Below are 13,157 nucleotides of genomic sequence, written 5' to 3' on the forward strand. Positions count from 1 at the left end.
ATGGCCGGTGGATTGTCCTCAGCGTTGATAAAAATCGTCGAGAGAATAGTTCCCAAGCGCTGGATGAGACGATATGAGGTCTTCATATATTCTTCAGGTATAAACTTCCTTGCCGCCGAGTACCTCATAGTGTCACTGCTGATTGGAATAATAGGCGCTCTCGTCGTTGAGTTGTTCTCCACACTTGTTTACGCAGTGGTGGCATTCGTAGCCCTCTTTGCTGGGATGGCCTTTGGATATCCCTACTGGAGGATCACTAAGCGCATAGATGAGATGGAAAAAATGCTTCCGGATGCATTCTTCTACCTGGCCAGCTCCCTTAGGGCAGGCATCTCTTTCTCAGAGGCTCTGGAAGAGCTGACGACGGCAAAGTTTGGGGCACTGACAGAGGAGTTCAAGAAGACAGTCTCCGAGATAAAGAAAGGTCGCCCAACCGCCGAGGCACTCCGCGCCTTTGCGATCAGGAACATGAAGTCCCCGGTTATCTACCGCTCCATGATGATAATCATTGAGGCCCTTGAAAGGGGTGCACCAATGAGCGACGTTCTGGTTTACGTGGGAAACGATGTGAGGGAAATACTCAGGATAAAGCAGGAGAGGAAAGCCTCGACCGGTATGCAGGTCATGTTTTTCATAATAACCAGCGGATTCATAGGGCCTCTCATCCTGGGGATAGTGGCCCAGGTCATGTTCGCTATGAGCACGGGGAACGTGACCTTTCCGGTCGAGACGGTGAGAACCATACTTCTGGGCTTCGTTGCCCTTCAGGCAATAGTTTCAGGTCTGGGAATAGGTGTCATAAGAGAAGGGAAATACTCAGCAGGCATCAAATACAGCCTGCTGCTTATGGTGATGGGCATAGCGGTCTTCCAGGGCGCATCAGGCCTCAACATCGCCGCTTGAGGCCTCTTCCTCTTTAGCTTTCTGGATGTCCACTATTTCTACCTCAAAGATGAGGGTCTTCCCCGCGAGCGGATGGTTGAAGTCGAGGGTGACGCTCTCCTCACCGACCTTCGCTATCTTGGCTATTCCCGAGTCGGTCATGACGTACATCCCTTCAATCGGCTCCAGGCCTGCGTTGGTGAACTCGGAGACGGGAACATCAATAACGAGCTCCGGGTTGGGCATTCCGTAGGCCTTCTCCGGAGGAACGGTGACCGTCTTCTTCTCCCCTATCTCCATGCCTATGAGGGCCTCGTCAAGGCCGGGAATTATCTCACCAACGCCGACGTTGACCCCGAGGGGACCGTACTCCCTCTCCTCAACGTATATGTCGTTTTCCTTGGCGATGTCCTCGTAACTGGTATCAAAAACTTCACCGTTCTCAAATCTGCCCACGTAGTGGAACACCACAAAATCTCCAGCTTCGATCTTCATTTCCTTCAACTCCAAAAGTCTCTTCATGGTGGCTTGACCCGGCGCCTTATAACGGTTTTGGTGTTTTTCCACTTTGAACGATAAACACGGCAACTATATAAAGAACGTCACACCATTTAAAAATGGGTGATATCATGGGACATCTCTCCGAAATTCTTCGGAAGGAATACGGCGACCTCACCGTCAGAGACGTTTATTCCACGAAACTCGGAGATACTGATGTTGAGATAGTCGAGGTCTCAAAGGACGGCGAGAGGTTCATAGCCATGTTCCAGAGCCGTGAGGTGAAGGAAAACCTGTTCAGGTGGTCGCTGATAATAACAAGCGCCAAGCACACAAGAACCCTCAAGGGCATGGATTCCCTAGACGGAATAATCTTGGCCCTCAAGTCAAGCATAGACGCGATGGTTGTTGGGATGGAAGGGTAAAGAAAGGACCTACTCCTCGGGTAGGATGTAGTAAACGTAGTGCGGCCTGTTCGTTACCTCGTCTATGAACACGACCGTCCCGGTCCTGGGGGGCTTGAGGTAGTGAACCTCCCCCTTTCTCGTGGTTACCGCCGCGAAGGCGTCGCCGGTTCTCACCCTGTTCCCGACGTTCGCTATCAGGGTTTTCGTATATCCCTCCACCGGGAGCAGGAGCAGTTCATCGCCCTTCTTCAGGTATATCCTCGTTCTTCCATCTGGGAGGACCAGAACCGCATCCTTGAGCAGCTTACCCTCAATTCTATCAACGTAGAGATAAAACCTGTCGTAAACTTCCTTCGCGAGGAATTTGGGGCCCTCCACATCGATGAAGTCTGGAACTTTTTCACCCCTCTTCAGCCACACCTCAACGTTCCCGCTGATGATAACGCAGTCTTTTATTGCCTCTCTCCCCTCAATGCACTCCTCGGGGGGAGCTTCAACGTAAAGCCTTGGAACCTTCTCCACCGTCATCACCTGACCTTTACCTGGGGGTAAAAGCTTTTAAACCTGCCCTCTCCAAACTCTCTGATAAAAATGTCCACCAGGGTAAAATTCTTGGCCCTCTTTGGACTGCTGTTTTCACTGATGATGCTGATGGCTACTCAGAATGCAACTACCTCAGACCTATCGAGGGGCAGTTCTGCTCCCTGGGCCGGCGTCTTTCTTATTGTTCTCGCGATAGTCGGGCTATTCCTTATTGTGGGCGTCCTTCTTGGGTGGAGGGATCCCTTTCGGAGGCTTGACTCTGAGGGCACGGGCTTTCTCGTCCGGTACATCATGATGACCGTGGGGGGACTGGGAATCGCTCTCGTTCTGTACCTGATTCAAACGAATTCTTCCCCCGGATTCCCGTCAAACAACACCACCGCATTGAACGGCTCGGTGAACGGTTCTCCTCCCCTTCAGTCCACCACCCAATCCCCCGCCTACTACAACAACACCCCGCCGGCATCGACGTTTGGGCGCTCCCTCCCCTCCCAGTACATCCTATATGCGGTTCTCCTTGTGGCAATAGCGGTCTTTGCATACCTTGCCGTGATCCAGTACAGGGATTACCTGCGGAAAAAGGAGCGTAGGGAGATGAAGCTCCGGGCCGAGCTGTTTGATAAAAAACTTGATGAACTCGGTCTTGAGATGTTCGAGAACCCAAGAGAGGCCATTGTGGGAATATACAAGAACGCCGTTCTCTGGCTCAGCTACCTGGGTGTCCCCTACGAGGAGAGCTGGACACACTGGGAACATGTCAGGCATGTGGAGTACATGCACGACGCTTTCATCGAACTGACCCGGCTTTTCGAAAAGGCAAAATATGCCCCCGAAAAAATAACATGGGAGGATGCCGAGAGGGCACTGGAAGTTTATCGCACGATGAGGAGGGGTGTGAATGAAGTTTAATTATGCCCTCGCAATAGCCACGATCCCCCTGGTCATCGCTATAATCGCGGGATCGTACATGGTTAGATGGCTGGCCGTCCTGATTCTGGGCAGCTTTTTGGCCTTTATCCTCTTTAATTTTGAGATACGGGTTCCCCTCCCCAAAAGAAAGCGCCAGCTTAGGGTCAAAAGAAAAACCGACATCGAAAGGATGGTGACCCTCATAGAACGCGCCAAGAAAGGGAAGGTCGCCCGTTCCCTTCTTGAGGAGAAGATAGCCGGAATATACGCCATGCTCTCCGATGATTATGACAAGGCCTTTCACTCCCTCACCTCCGAACCCAACGAGGCGATTAAGGCCCTCCGTTCGGAGGGGGATTTTCTCGATAACCTTGAAAGGGCTCTAAAAATTGTGGAGGAGGATCTATATGAAGATAGAAGAGGTAAGCTCCAAGGGTAATGCCGTCCTTGAGGAGGTCAGGAAAGCCATAGTCGGAAAGGATGAGGTGCTGAAGCTCATACTGACGACAATTCTGGCCGATGGACACATACTCCTAGAAGACCTGCCTGGCCTCGCCAAGACTCTCATGGCAAAGAGCTTTGCGACCGCCTTGGGGGTCAGGTTCAAGCGCGTTCAGTTCACGCCGGATCTTCTCCCCAGCGATATTCTGGGCGTCAGCGTTTTCAACCAGAAAACCCTTGAGTTCGAGTTTAAGAAGGGCCCAATCTTCACGAACATACTCCTTGCCGATGAGATCAACCGTGCCCCACCCAAGACCCAGTCCGCTTTGCTTGAGGCCATGCAGGAAAGGCAGGTTACCGTTGAGGGAAACACCTACGAGCTGGAGAGGCCGTTTATAGTCGTGGCCACCCAGAACCCGATAGAGCAGGAGGGGACTTACCCTCTCCCGGAGGCACAGCTCGACAGATTTCTCGTCAGGCTCCGCGTTGGATATCCCAGCAGGGGTGAGGAAATTGAAATACTCCGGAGGAGGATGGCCAGAAAGAAGGAGGAGGTCGATATAACCCCCATCCTGACTCCAGAGGAGGTCGTCGAGATGCAGAGAACGATAGAGGACGTTTACGTCAGCGACGCAATCCTGGAGTACATAACCGACATAGTCCTGGCAACGAGGGAGGACAAGAAGGAGATAGAGGTTGGGGCATCCCCCAGGGGAAGCCTTGCCCTGCTCAAGCTCTCCAGGGCCTATGCCGCACTTGAGGGCAGGGACTACGTCATTCCCGACGACGTAAAGGCCGTCGCAGTCCCGGCGCTGAGCCACAGGCTCATCCTGAAGAGAGAGCTCTGGTACACGAAGGTCAGCCAGGAGAGTATAATGGCGAAGCTCCTCGAGCGCGTTCCGGTTCCCAAGTTTGAGTGAGGTGAAAAGGTGCAGGCCCAACCCCCGCTCTACGGCACTGTCCCCGTTGAGGAGAAGGAAGAGGCGCCCACGGACAAGATGCTCCCAACGGAGAAGGCAGAGGAGGTTCTCATAGCCCTCTGGCTCATCGTTATGTTCGCCTTCCTTCTCCTGCGCTGGGAGCTGGTGTATCTGACGCTTCCGATAATCTGGCTCATCTTTATAGCGGTGTTCTTCTTCAAACCACGCCTCAACGTCGAGATAGAGCGCTTGATCCCACACAACCGCTTCCTTGAGGGAACTGAAATTGAGATAGTCCTCAGGGTCAAGTCCCACGAGAGGATACCCACCCTGAAGATCACCGAGGACATCCCCCCTGGCCTGGAGCTGGTGGAGGGACACAGGGAGCACGTCCTTTCCCTTCGACCTGGGGATGAGAGGGAGATAAGATACCGGGTTCGGGTTAAGCGCGGAATCCACGAGTTCAACTGGGTAAGACTGAGCTACCGCGACCCATTTGGCTTCTTCAGGATTGACAGAAAGGTGGACGTCTACAGTGAGATAGTGGGCGTTCCAATGATCACTGACGTTCCAACGCCCTACTCCACAAGAGGAACCAAAATAACGGTCGGTCCGCTTCCCTCGCCGAGGGTGGGGGAGGGGGTTGAGTTCCACGCGATCAGGGAGTATCAGCCCGGAGACCCTCTTAAGATAATAAACTGGAAGGCCACCGCGAGAACGGGCAGGATAATGGCCAACGAGTACGAGAGCGAGCGCAAGGTCGATGTCGTCTTCATCGTCGATGCCTCCTACACCGGCAGTGCTGTCTTCGACCACCTGGTTAGGGCGGCCGCTTCACTGATGCTCAACGCCCTCAACAACGGAACCAGCTTTGGCCTCCTGCTTGCGGAAGACGTTCCGCTCTGGGTTCGCATTGACTACGGCAAGAGGCACTTCTTCAAGTGCATAGATTTCCTGAGCACGGCGAAACCCGATAAGAACAACATGATAGCCTATCAGGTCGAACACCTCATAAAAGCGCGCTTTCCCCCAAAAGCCCAGCTCCTGTACTTCTCCCCCCTCCTAACAGAGGAAAGCCGGGAGGCGCTTAAAATAATGGCCAGGTACGGCTACAGAGTAGTTGTCATAAGCCCGAACCCCTACACTGCCTCCAGGCCAAAGAGCCGCGAGGAGGAGCTGGCAGTGAAGCTCTTAACCCTCCAGAGGAGGGCGATGCTGATGAAGATGTCGGCCTACGGGATCATAATAGACTGGGACGTCAGAAAGCCCCTTGAGGCTGCGGTAGCGGAGGTGGTTGGGCTGTGAGGATTAAGAGAAGGCTCTACTCCCTCGTACCGCTGGTTCCCCTCGTTGTACTCCTTGGGATGCGTGATATCAGGACGCTCCTGCTGATCCCCCTGGCGCTCATGGCCGTCCAGTGGTACTTCATGGGTGTGCTTTTCCTGCTGGCAACGTCGGCCTTCCTCATCTATACGAGAACTGGAGGCCTCTATGGCCTCACGGTGATGGTGCTGGCAGTCCTAGCCATTGAGATGGGCTACCTGGACAGGGAGCGCGCCCCGAGGGAACACTATCTCATCCTGATAGCGGCGGTGGCGATGTCCTTTCCGACCTATCTGCTGATGTCGATGCTCTCCCCGGCACTCCCGAGGTTTGAAGTGACCGCACTGGCGGCGCTGCTCCTCGTGGTGCTGTACCTCTTTATATGGTCTGCGGCGTCTTAGATGCTCCAGCTCCCCGTTTTTTTCAGCACTTCTCTCGCCATCTCCAGCCCTTTTTTAACGCACTCCTCAACCCCTCTCCCCCTGGAGTACATCGCCAGAAAACCGCCCGCAAAGGCATCCCCCGCACCGGTGGGATCGACTATCTCGTCCTCGCTTATCGGAAGAGCCGGGAACTCCCTGAACTCGCCGTCGTAGAGCAGAACCCCCCTCTCGCCACGTGTTATCACAACCAGCTTCGCTCCCCACTCGTGGAGCTTTCTGGCGGCCTCTTCCACCGTTGGGGCCCTGGTTATCGTCAACGCTTCCCTCTCGTTGGGGAATATCACCTCGACCCTCGACACTATCTCCCTCATGAGGTCGGTTCTCTCTCTGTAGTCCTCCATGTAGGTAGGGTTAAAATCGAGGCTTACCATCTTACCTTCCAGTCTTTTTAGGGCCTTGAGCTGTTCTTCCGGTGGAATCGGGGCTATATGGAACAGGCCCGCATCCATGTACTCCTCGGGAATTGGGGTCTCGCCCATGTTCCGGGCAACACCCATCTCAACGGGCGCGTCAACGCTCCCGTCCTCGTGGTAAATCATGTATATGTGAATCGTTTTGCCGGGCAGGATTTGAACGCCCCTGACGTCAAGAACGGACGAGAGCTTTTTGAGCCATTCCTTTGGGAAGTCCTCGCCCACCTTGGTTATCAGGCCGACCCTCGCTCCCGCTAAAGCGGCGGATGTAGCCACGGCCGCGGCCGCACCCCCTGGGTAGATTATCTCATCCCTTCCCGGAAACCTGATGTGGTCTATTGAGACGTGACCGAGCACCGCCAGGTCAAGCTTCATGATTATCACCAACACCTGCTTTTTCACAGACTTGTGCCAACCCCTTTAAGCAATTTCCGGTCTGAGTAATCGGCTTCTACCCACACGTTTAGATGAACATCGAAAAGGTTAAAAGCGCCGAAGAGGGAGATTTTATCAAAGAAAACGGGGTGATTTCCATGGAAAGCGTCTTCCAGAACGAGACAGTCAGGGAGATACTTACGAGATACCGCCGCATCTGGGCCATAGGCCACGCCCAGAGCGTCCTCGGCTGGGACATGGAGGTCAACATGCCCAAGGAGGGGATACTTGAGAGGAGCGTCGCCCAGGGCGAGCTTTCCGTCCTGAGCCAGGAGTTCCTCCTCAAGCCGGAGTTCGTCGAGCTGGTGGAGAAGGCTAAATCCATAGAAGGCCTCAACGAGTACGAGAGGGGCGTTGTCAGGGTTCTCGACCGCTCGATAAGGATAAGCCGCTCGTTCCCGCCGGAGTTCCTCAGGGAGATGAGTGAGGTAACGAGCCAGGCGACCAAAGCATGGGAGGAGGCCAAGAGGAGCGACGACTACTCCAAGTTTGAGCCCTGGCTGGACAGGATCATAGACCTCGCCAAGAGGGCGGCTGATTACCTCGGATACGAGGACGAGCCCTACGATGCGCTCCTCGACATGTTCGAGGAAGGACTGACGACCAAAGAAGTTGAGAGGATGTTTGACAGGCTTGAGAGGGAGCTCAAACCCCTCCTTGAGAGGATAATGGAGGAGGGTAAGGTTCCCCGGAGCCACCCGCTTGAGAAGGAGAAGTACGAGAGGGAGTGGATGGAGCGCGTAAACGTATGGATACTCCAGAAGTTTGGCTATCCGCTTGGGGTTCGCGCGAGACTGGACGTCTCTGCCCACCCGTTCACGACGGAGTTCGGTATCCGCGATGTCAGGATAACCACCAGGTATGAGGGCTACGACTTCAGGAGAACTATACTGAGCACCGTCCACGAATTCGGTCACGCGCTCTACGAGCTTCAGCAGGACGAGAGGTTCATGTTCAGTCCGATTGCCGGCGGCGTCTCCCTCGGAATCCACGAGAGCCAGAGCCGCTTCTGGGAGAACATCGTTGGAAGGAGCATGGAGTTCGCGGAGCTCATACACCCCGTTCTCAGGGAGAACCTGCCCTTCATGGCGAACTACACTCCTGAGGACGTCTACCTGTACTTCAACATGGTTCGCCCGGACTTCATCAGGACCGAGTCAGACGTCGTCACCTACAACTTCCACATCCTGCTCCGCTTCAAGCTCGAAAGGATGATGCTCAACGAGGGCGTCAAGGCGAGGGATTTACCCGAGCTCTGGAACGAAGAGATGGAGAGCCTCCTCGGCATAAGGCCGAAGAGCTACGCCGAGGGAATTCTGCAGGACATCCACTGGGCGCATGGAACCGTCGGCTACTTCCCGACCTACAGCATAGGAACGCTCCTCTCGGCCCAGCTCTACTACCACATGAAGAAGGATATTAACGTGGAAGAGCACATCGCCAGTGCGGACTTCGGGCCGATGAAGGCCTGGCTCCGCGAGAAGATCCACAGGTACGGCTCGATCTATCCACCGAAGGAGCTCCTGAAGAACTCCATCGGCGAGGAACTCGACCCGAGCTACTTCATCCGCTGGGTGAAGGAGAGGTACCTCTGAATTTTCCTTCCTTTTTGGGTGGTTCGTTTAGTGAAGAAAGATAAACCGAGGTTCAACGCGGACAACGGCTACGCTTTGATGTTATCTTCGGGATACATGACTAGGGGGAATACATGGCGGCCAAAAAGCGTATCGATGAGATTGAGAGGGAGTTTGAGGGGTTCGCTAGGTGAGCGGCTCCCCCACCCACCCCACCGGTTCGACCTCTATCGCCGCAACGCCGTACTTCTTTTCTTTCTCCTCGCTGTAGAACCGCCTGTAAACTTTCACGCCCTCTTCTATGCTCTCCACACCCGGCAAAACGTTCCCAAGACCCTCTTTCTCCAGCATCTCCCTGAAAGATGAGTAGACGCGGACGTCCTTCACCACGCACATGAGCTTGTTCTCGAAGATTATCGTGTCTCCGGGCCTTATCCCCTGCCTCTTCTCGTCGTACAAGCGACCCTCGACCTTCTTTCTTCCCTCCGCTATGGCCTTAAGATACTCCTCTTGGAGACCCATCTTCCACGTTGCCATCCAACCACCTCACAGGAGGGTTCTGACTATGGCGGGGCTTATCTTTATCAGCCTTGCGAGGAGCTTTGGCCTCTTAAGTATTGCCTTCGCGGTCTTCACGTGGTCATCGAAATCCGCTTGGGTTTCTATTATCTCTCTCGCCTCAGGACTTCCAAGGACTTCGAAGACCTTTTCGATGTCGTCCTGGCTCATGCCGAGGAACACCCTCCTGAAGCGGAGCCCGAAGCCCACCTGCTTCCTGACGAAGGAACAGCCCTTCTCATAGTCCCGGAGCCTTCCATCGAGGAGAGCCCTCCGGAGGACGTGGGCGCAGTACATCCCGTACACTATTCCCCCCGCGGTGGTGGGCTTTATCTGAAGCGCCGCATCGCCGACTAGCGCAACGTTGCCCTTAACCCAGGGCTTCCTCACCCCGAAGCCGACGCTTCCGCTCTTGAACTCGACTATCGAGGTTGGCTTCAGCATCCTTATCTTCAGGAACCTGTGGAAGGCGTCGAGGCTTCCGAACGTCCCTACCCTGGCTACGCTCTCGCTAACAGGAGCCACCCAGAAGAAGAACTCGGGGTTTATGTCCCTGTTCACCCAGACCTCGACGAAGTCCCTCTTGAATTCCCCAACCACCTCGGTCTCATAACCGCTCAGAAACTCCGCCTTCGTTTGAGCCCCTATCGCCTTCGCCACAGTGCTGTTCACGCCGTCGGCCCCGATGTAGAAATCCGCCTCCATCTCGATCCTCTCTCCGAGCCTCTGGAGGACGGCCTTTCCATTTTTGAATCCCTGGAATGTGGTCGCCATATAGTAGTCCACACCCTTTTTGACGGCTCTCTCTGCCAGCCACCTCTCAAGGGCTTTCCTGTCCACGAGGTATGCCTGGGGCGATTTTCTCTCTATCTCAAAGCTCTGTATCCTGGAGTAGAAAACCGCCCCGCGGAGCTTGTTTAAAACTGCGCTCTCCGGAAGGCCAAGCCTCTCGTAGTTCTCGGCCCCTATTATGCCGGTGCAGGCCTTTCCCCCCAAGGAGCCCTTTCTCTCCACAACCGCCACACTAAATTCCCTCGCGAGCAGGTTGGCGAGGTAGCTGCCAACCGGCCCGGCCCCGATGATAAGAACGTCGTACCTCATTCTCACCCACCGGGGGGAGTGCGTTTTAAAACCTAAAAACCTAACCTTTCCGGTGGTACCATGAAAGTGCTCGTGACGGGATTTGAGCCCTTTGGCGGCGAGGAGATAAACCCCTCCTGGGAAGCTGTTTCAGGGCTTCCGGACGAGATTGGTGGGGCCGAGATAGTAAAGCACCAGCTCCCGGTGACCTTCAACGGCGTCAGAAGGATACTCCCCCGGCTCATCGTTGGGGAGAGGCCCGAAGTGGTTATCCTGACCGGGCAGGCCGGCGGGAGGCCGAACATAACCGTCGAACGCGTTGCGATAAACGTCATGGATAGCAAAACGCCCGACAACGAGGGCTTTGCTCCTGAGGACGAGCCGGTCTTTGAGGACGCTCCTGCGGCGTACTTTGCAACGCTTCCGATAAAGACAATCGTGAGGGCTTTGAGGGGCGCGAAAATACCCGCTGGGGTTTCCAACACCGCGGGAACCTACGTCTGCAATGCAGCTATGTTCACGGCGCTCCACACGATAGCCGTCGCCGGAATGGAGACCAGGTCGGGCTTCATCCACGTTCCCTTCAGCCACGAGCAGGCTCTTGAAAAGCCGCGGCCTTCAATGGCCGTTGAAACGATAAGGAAGGCCATCGAGGTCGCCATTGAGACTTCCCTGAGGGGCTGATAAGCTTTTTAAGTGGCCCCTCCAACCTTCCTACAGAACCCCCAGAGGGTGAGGCCTATTCTAATCCTCGGAGTGGACATAATAAGCGAGAACCCCAAAAGGTTTGCCGTCGTGAGTTGGTTCAATGGACGGCTTGAGAGAAAGGGTGAGTTCACCCTCTACAGGCTGATCCGTTTCATCCAGAGCAAGAGGCCGGACATCGTGGCCATGGACAGCGTTACCGAGCTCGGTGACGACCTCAGGAAGTTCCTTCGGGCCCTTCCGGGCGGAACGAAGCTCGTCCAGGTGACTGGAAGGCCGGGTGAGCAGAGAAGCCTCCAGAGCCTCGCGAGGGAGCACGGGATAAGGACAACAGACAGGTTCGACCCCTACGAGGAGGCCAAGCTTTCTGCCCTGCTGGCCAGCAAAGGGGTTGGCTACGAGGTTCTTGCCTTCGAGGACGAGGTGGTTATCAAGGTCACCCGGGGAAGGAGCCACGGCAAGGGCGGCTGGAGCCAGGATCGCTATAGAAAGCGCGTCCACAACCTTGTAAGGGACAAGGTGCGGGAGATAGAGGACAGGTTGCGGAGGGCTAACATTCCCTTCGACCTGGAAGTTGAGGAGAAAGACTACGGTCTGGCCAAGGGGGAGTTCAGGGTCTATGCCAGCAGGGAGGAGCTCATGGGGCTGATAAAGCCCGCGCGCGGCGGGGACGTCGAGGTGAGAATTCAGCCGGTTGAAAGGGCCGAGCTCGGGTTCACTCCCCTGAGGGGTGAGGAGGCTATACACGAGAGGAGGAGCATCATAGTGGGCATAGACCCGGGGATAACGGTCGGTATAGCGGCGATAGACCTGAGCGGTCGCATAGTGGCGCTCCACAGCGAGAGAAACATGCCTGTCGGCGAGGTCTTTAGGTTCATAAGCGACGTTGGCCATCCGGTCATCGTTGCCACCGATGTAAACCCCGCCCCGGGGTTCGTCGAAAAAATAGCCCGCTCCTTCAAGGCCAACCTCTTTGTCCCCAGGGAAAGCCTCCGCGTTGAGGAGAAGAACGAACTCCTGCGGAACCTCGGGGTAAGCGTTGACGACGACCACCAGAGGGATGCTCTGGCGGCGGCCTACAAGGCCTATCTCCGCCTGAAGCCCAAGCTGGAGCACGTTGATTCCAAACTCCGCGAGGCGGGACTCACGAGAAAAGCCGACGAGATAAAAGCTCTGGTCATTCAGGGTTACAACCTCGGGGAGGCCATGCAGAAAGTTACACTGCGCGAAAGGCCAAAGGAGGAAGAGGCACCAGAGGAGAGGCCGAGTGTCGATGTCACGCCCTACATAAAGCGCATCCGCGAGCTGGAGAGGAGGGTAGAGTTCCTTGAGAGGGAAAACGCCGAACTGAGAGAGATAATAAAGGAGCAGAGGAGGACGATAGGTAGGCTTGAGAGACGCATAGCTGACTACGACGAGGAGGTCAGGAAGAAGGTTCTCCGCGAGAGGGAGCTTGAGGCGAAGGTTAAGCGCATAGAGGTTCTTGAGAAGCAGCTCCGCGAGGCCAAGGCCGTCATAGAGCGCCTGAGCAGGGACCTTGTCCACGTGAAGAGGATGAACGTGGTGGAGATAAGGGGCTCTGCCGTCCCCCTGAAGGTCATGAACGTCCTCAGCTGGCGCGAGCTCGAAAAGCTGGAGCGCGAGATAGGCGTAAAGCGGGGCGATGTTCTGTTCGTGGTGAACCCCGCCGGTGCGGGGAGGGCCATAGCGGAGGAGCTGGTTGAGAAGGGAATCCGGGCGCTGATAACGGAAAAGCCACTGCCCGAGTCCGTCAGAGAGGTTCTCAGGGAAGCGCACGTCCCATTCTTCACGGGCGATGAACTCGACGTCAAACGTGTTGATGAGTTCGCTGTTGTCGAACGGGAGACCCTTGAGCGGGCCATAGAGACGCTTCTGGCGGAGTGGGAGAAGGAGGACCGGGAAAAAGAGGCCGAGAAGTTCCTGAGGCTCATTGAGGAGTACAGGCTGGAAAGGTTGAAGGAGCTGAAAAGGAAGGCGGCGGAGGAGAGCCGGAAGCCCTGACCGG

General features: G+C 55.5%; 15 protein-coding genes. 10 read left to right on the top strand and 5 right to left on the bottom strand.

The window, feature by feature from the left end; all coding sequences use genetic code 11:
• Nucleotides 1–903 (top strand): type II secretion system F family protein, encoded by a 903-nt coding sequence (locus tag F7C11_RS01875; protein ID WP_297090382.1) that lies wholly within the window; start codon nucleotides 1–3, stop codon nucleotides 901–903.
• On the opposite strand, the gene F7C11_RS01880 is transcribed toward F7C11_RS01875, so the two are convergent.
• A complete protein-coding gene (locus F7C11_RS01880) occupies nucleotides 880–1,377 on the bottom strand; it encodes a peptidylprolyl isomerase (protein ID WP_297090453.1) in 498 nt (165 codons plus the stop codon). The two genes, F7C11_RS01875 and F7C11_RS01880, sit on opposite strands and share 24 nt — an antisense overlap.
• A gap of 134 nt (nucleotides 1,378–1,511) precedes the next feature.
• Between F7C11_RS01880 and F7C11_RS01885 the strand changes: the two genes are divergently transcribed.
• Entirely contained in the window at nucleotides 1,512–1,805 is a 294-nt protein-coding gene (locus F7C11_RS01885) for a hypothetical protein (protein ID WP_297090384.1), read from the top strand.
• Nucleotides 1,806–1,814: 9 nt separating this feature from the next.
• Here the strand turns inward: F7C11_RS01885 and F7C11_RS01890 are convergent, their stop codons facing one another.
• Nucleotides 1,815–2,309 carry a DUF2118 family protein gene (locus tag F7C11_RS01890; protein ID WP_297090455.1) on the bottom strand — a complete coding sequence of 165 codons (495 nt, stop codon included), beginning with the start codon at nucleotides 2,307–2,309 and terminating at the stop codon, nucleotides 1,815–1,817.
• Between the two features lie 69 nt (nucleotides 2,310–2,378).
• On the opposite strand from F7C11_RS01890, the gene F7C11_RS01895 reads away from it, so the two are divergent.
• The 5 genes from F7C11_RS01895 to F7C11_RS01915 all read left to right on the top strand — a co-directional run bounded on the left by F7C11_RS01895 (nucleotide 2,379) and on the right by F7C11_RS01915 (nucleotide 6,324).
• Entirely contained in the window at nucleotides 2,379–3,239 is an 861-nt protein-coding gene (locus tag F7C11_RS01895; protein ID WP_297090386.1) for a DUF4129 domain-containing protein, read from the top strand.
• Nucleotides 3,229–3,678, top strand: coding sequence for a hypothetical protein (locus F7C11_RS01900; RefSeq protein WP_297090388.1), 450 nt, complete (start codon nucleotides 3,229–3,231; stop codon nucleotides 3,676–3,678). The genes F7C11_RS01895 and F7C11_RS01900 overlap by 11 nt, the downstream gene beginning before the upstream one ends.
• On the top strand, nucleotides 3,647–4,600 hold the full coding sequence (locus F7C11_RS01905; protein ID WP_297090391.1) for a MoxR family ATPase: 954 nt from the start codon (nucleotides 3,647–3,649) through the stop codon (nucleotides 4,598–4,600). The genes F7C11_RS01900 and F7C11_RS01905 overlap by 32 nt, the downstream gene beginning before the upstream one ends.
• Before the next feature lie 78 nt (nucleotides 4,601–4,678).
• The gene (locus F7C11_RS01910) at nucleotides 4,679–5,905 is read left to right on the top strand and encodes a DUF58 domain-containing protein (protein ID WP_297090457.1); all 1,227 of its coding nucleotides are present in this window, start codon (nucleotides 4,679–4,681) and stop codon (nucleotides 5,903–5,905) included.
• The gene (locus tag F7C11_RS01915; RefSeq protein ID WP_297090393.1) at nucleotides 5,902–6,324 is read left to right on the top strand and encodes a hypothetical protein; all 423 of its coding nucleotides are present in this window, start codon (nucleotides 5,902–5,904) and stop codon (nucleotides 6,322–6,324) included. The genes F7C11_RS01910 and F7C11_RS01915 overlap by 4 nt, the downstream gene beginning before the upstream one ends.
• On the opposite strand, the gene F7C11_RS01920 is transcribed toward F7C11_RS01915, so the two are convergent.
• Nucleotides 6,321–7,154, bottom strand: coding sequence for a carbohydrate kinase family protein (locus tag F7C11_RS01920; protein WP_297090459.1), 834 nt, complete (start codon nucleotides 7,152–7,154; stop codon nucleotides 6,321–6,323). The two genes, F7C11_RS01915 and F7C11_RS01920, sit on opposite strands and share 4 nt — an antisense overlap.
• Nucleotides 7,155–7,312: 158 nt before the next feature.
• Here F7C11_RS01920 and F7C11_RS01925 point away from each other — a divergent pair, with 158 nt between their 5' ends.
• Entirely contained in the window at nucleotides 7,313–8,809 is a 1,497-nt protein-coding gene (locus F7C11_RS01925) for a carboxypeptidase M32 (protein WP_297090395.1), read from the top strand.
• A 165-nt stretch (nucleotides 8,810–8,974) separates the two neighbouring features.
• Here F7C11_RS01925 and F7C11_RS01930 read toward each other — a convergent pair whose 3' ends face one another.
• A complete protein-coding gene (locus F7C11_RS01930; RefSeq protein ID WP_297090397.1) occupies nucleotides 8,975–9,325 on the bottom strand; it encodes an ASCH domain-containing protein in 351 nt (116 codons plus the stop codon).
• 9 nt (nucleotides 9,326–9,334) lie between these two features.
• The gene (locus F7C11_RS01935) at nucleotides 9,335–10,447 is read right to left on the bottom strand and encodes an NAD(P)/FAD-dependent oxidoreductase (RefSeq protein ID WP_297090399.1); all 1,113 of its coding nucleotides are present in this window, start codon (nucleotides 10,445–10,447) and stop codon (nucleotides 9,335–9,337) included.
• 60 nt (nucleotides 10,448–10,507) lie between these two features.
• Between F7C11_RS01935 and pcp the strand changes: the two genes are divergently transcribed.
• Together pcp and F7C11_RS01945 are read left to right on the top strand one after the other, a co-directional pair.
• Nucleotides 10,508–11,110, top strand: coding sequence for a pyroglutamyl-peptidase I (pcp, locus tag F7C11_RS01940; protein ID WP_297090401.1), 603 nt, complete (start codon nucleotides 10,508–10,510; stop codon nucleotides 11,108–11,110).
• Between the two features lie 78 nt (nucleotides 11,111–11,188).
• Nucleotides 11,189–13,153 carry a DUF460 domain-containing protein gene (locus tag F7C11_RS01945; RefSeq protein WP_394354835.1) on the top strand — a complete coding sequence of 655 codons (1,965 nt, stop codon included), beginning with the start codon at nucleotides 11,189–11,191 and terminating at the stop codon, nucleotides 13,151–13,153.
• Nucleotides 13,154–13,157: the final 4 nt, after the last annotated feature.

Source organism: Thermococcus sp., from assembly GCF_015521605.1.
Lineage (GTDB): Archaea > Methanobacteriota_B > Thermococci > Thermococcales > Thermococcaceae > Thermococcus.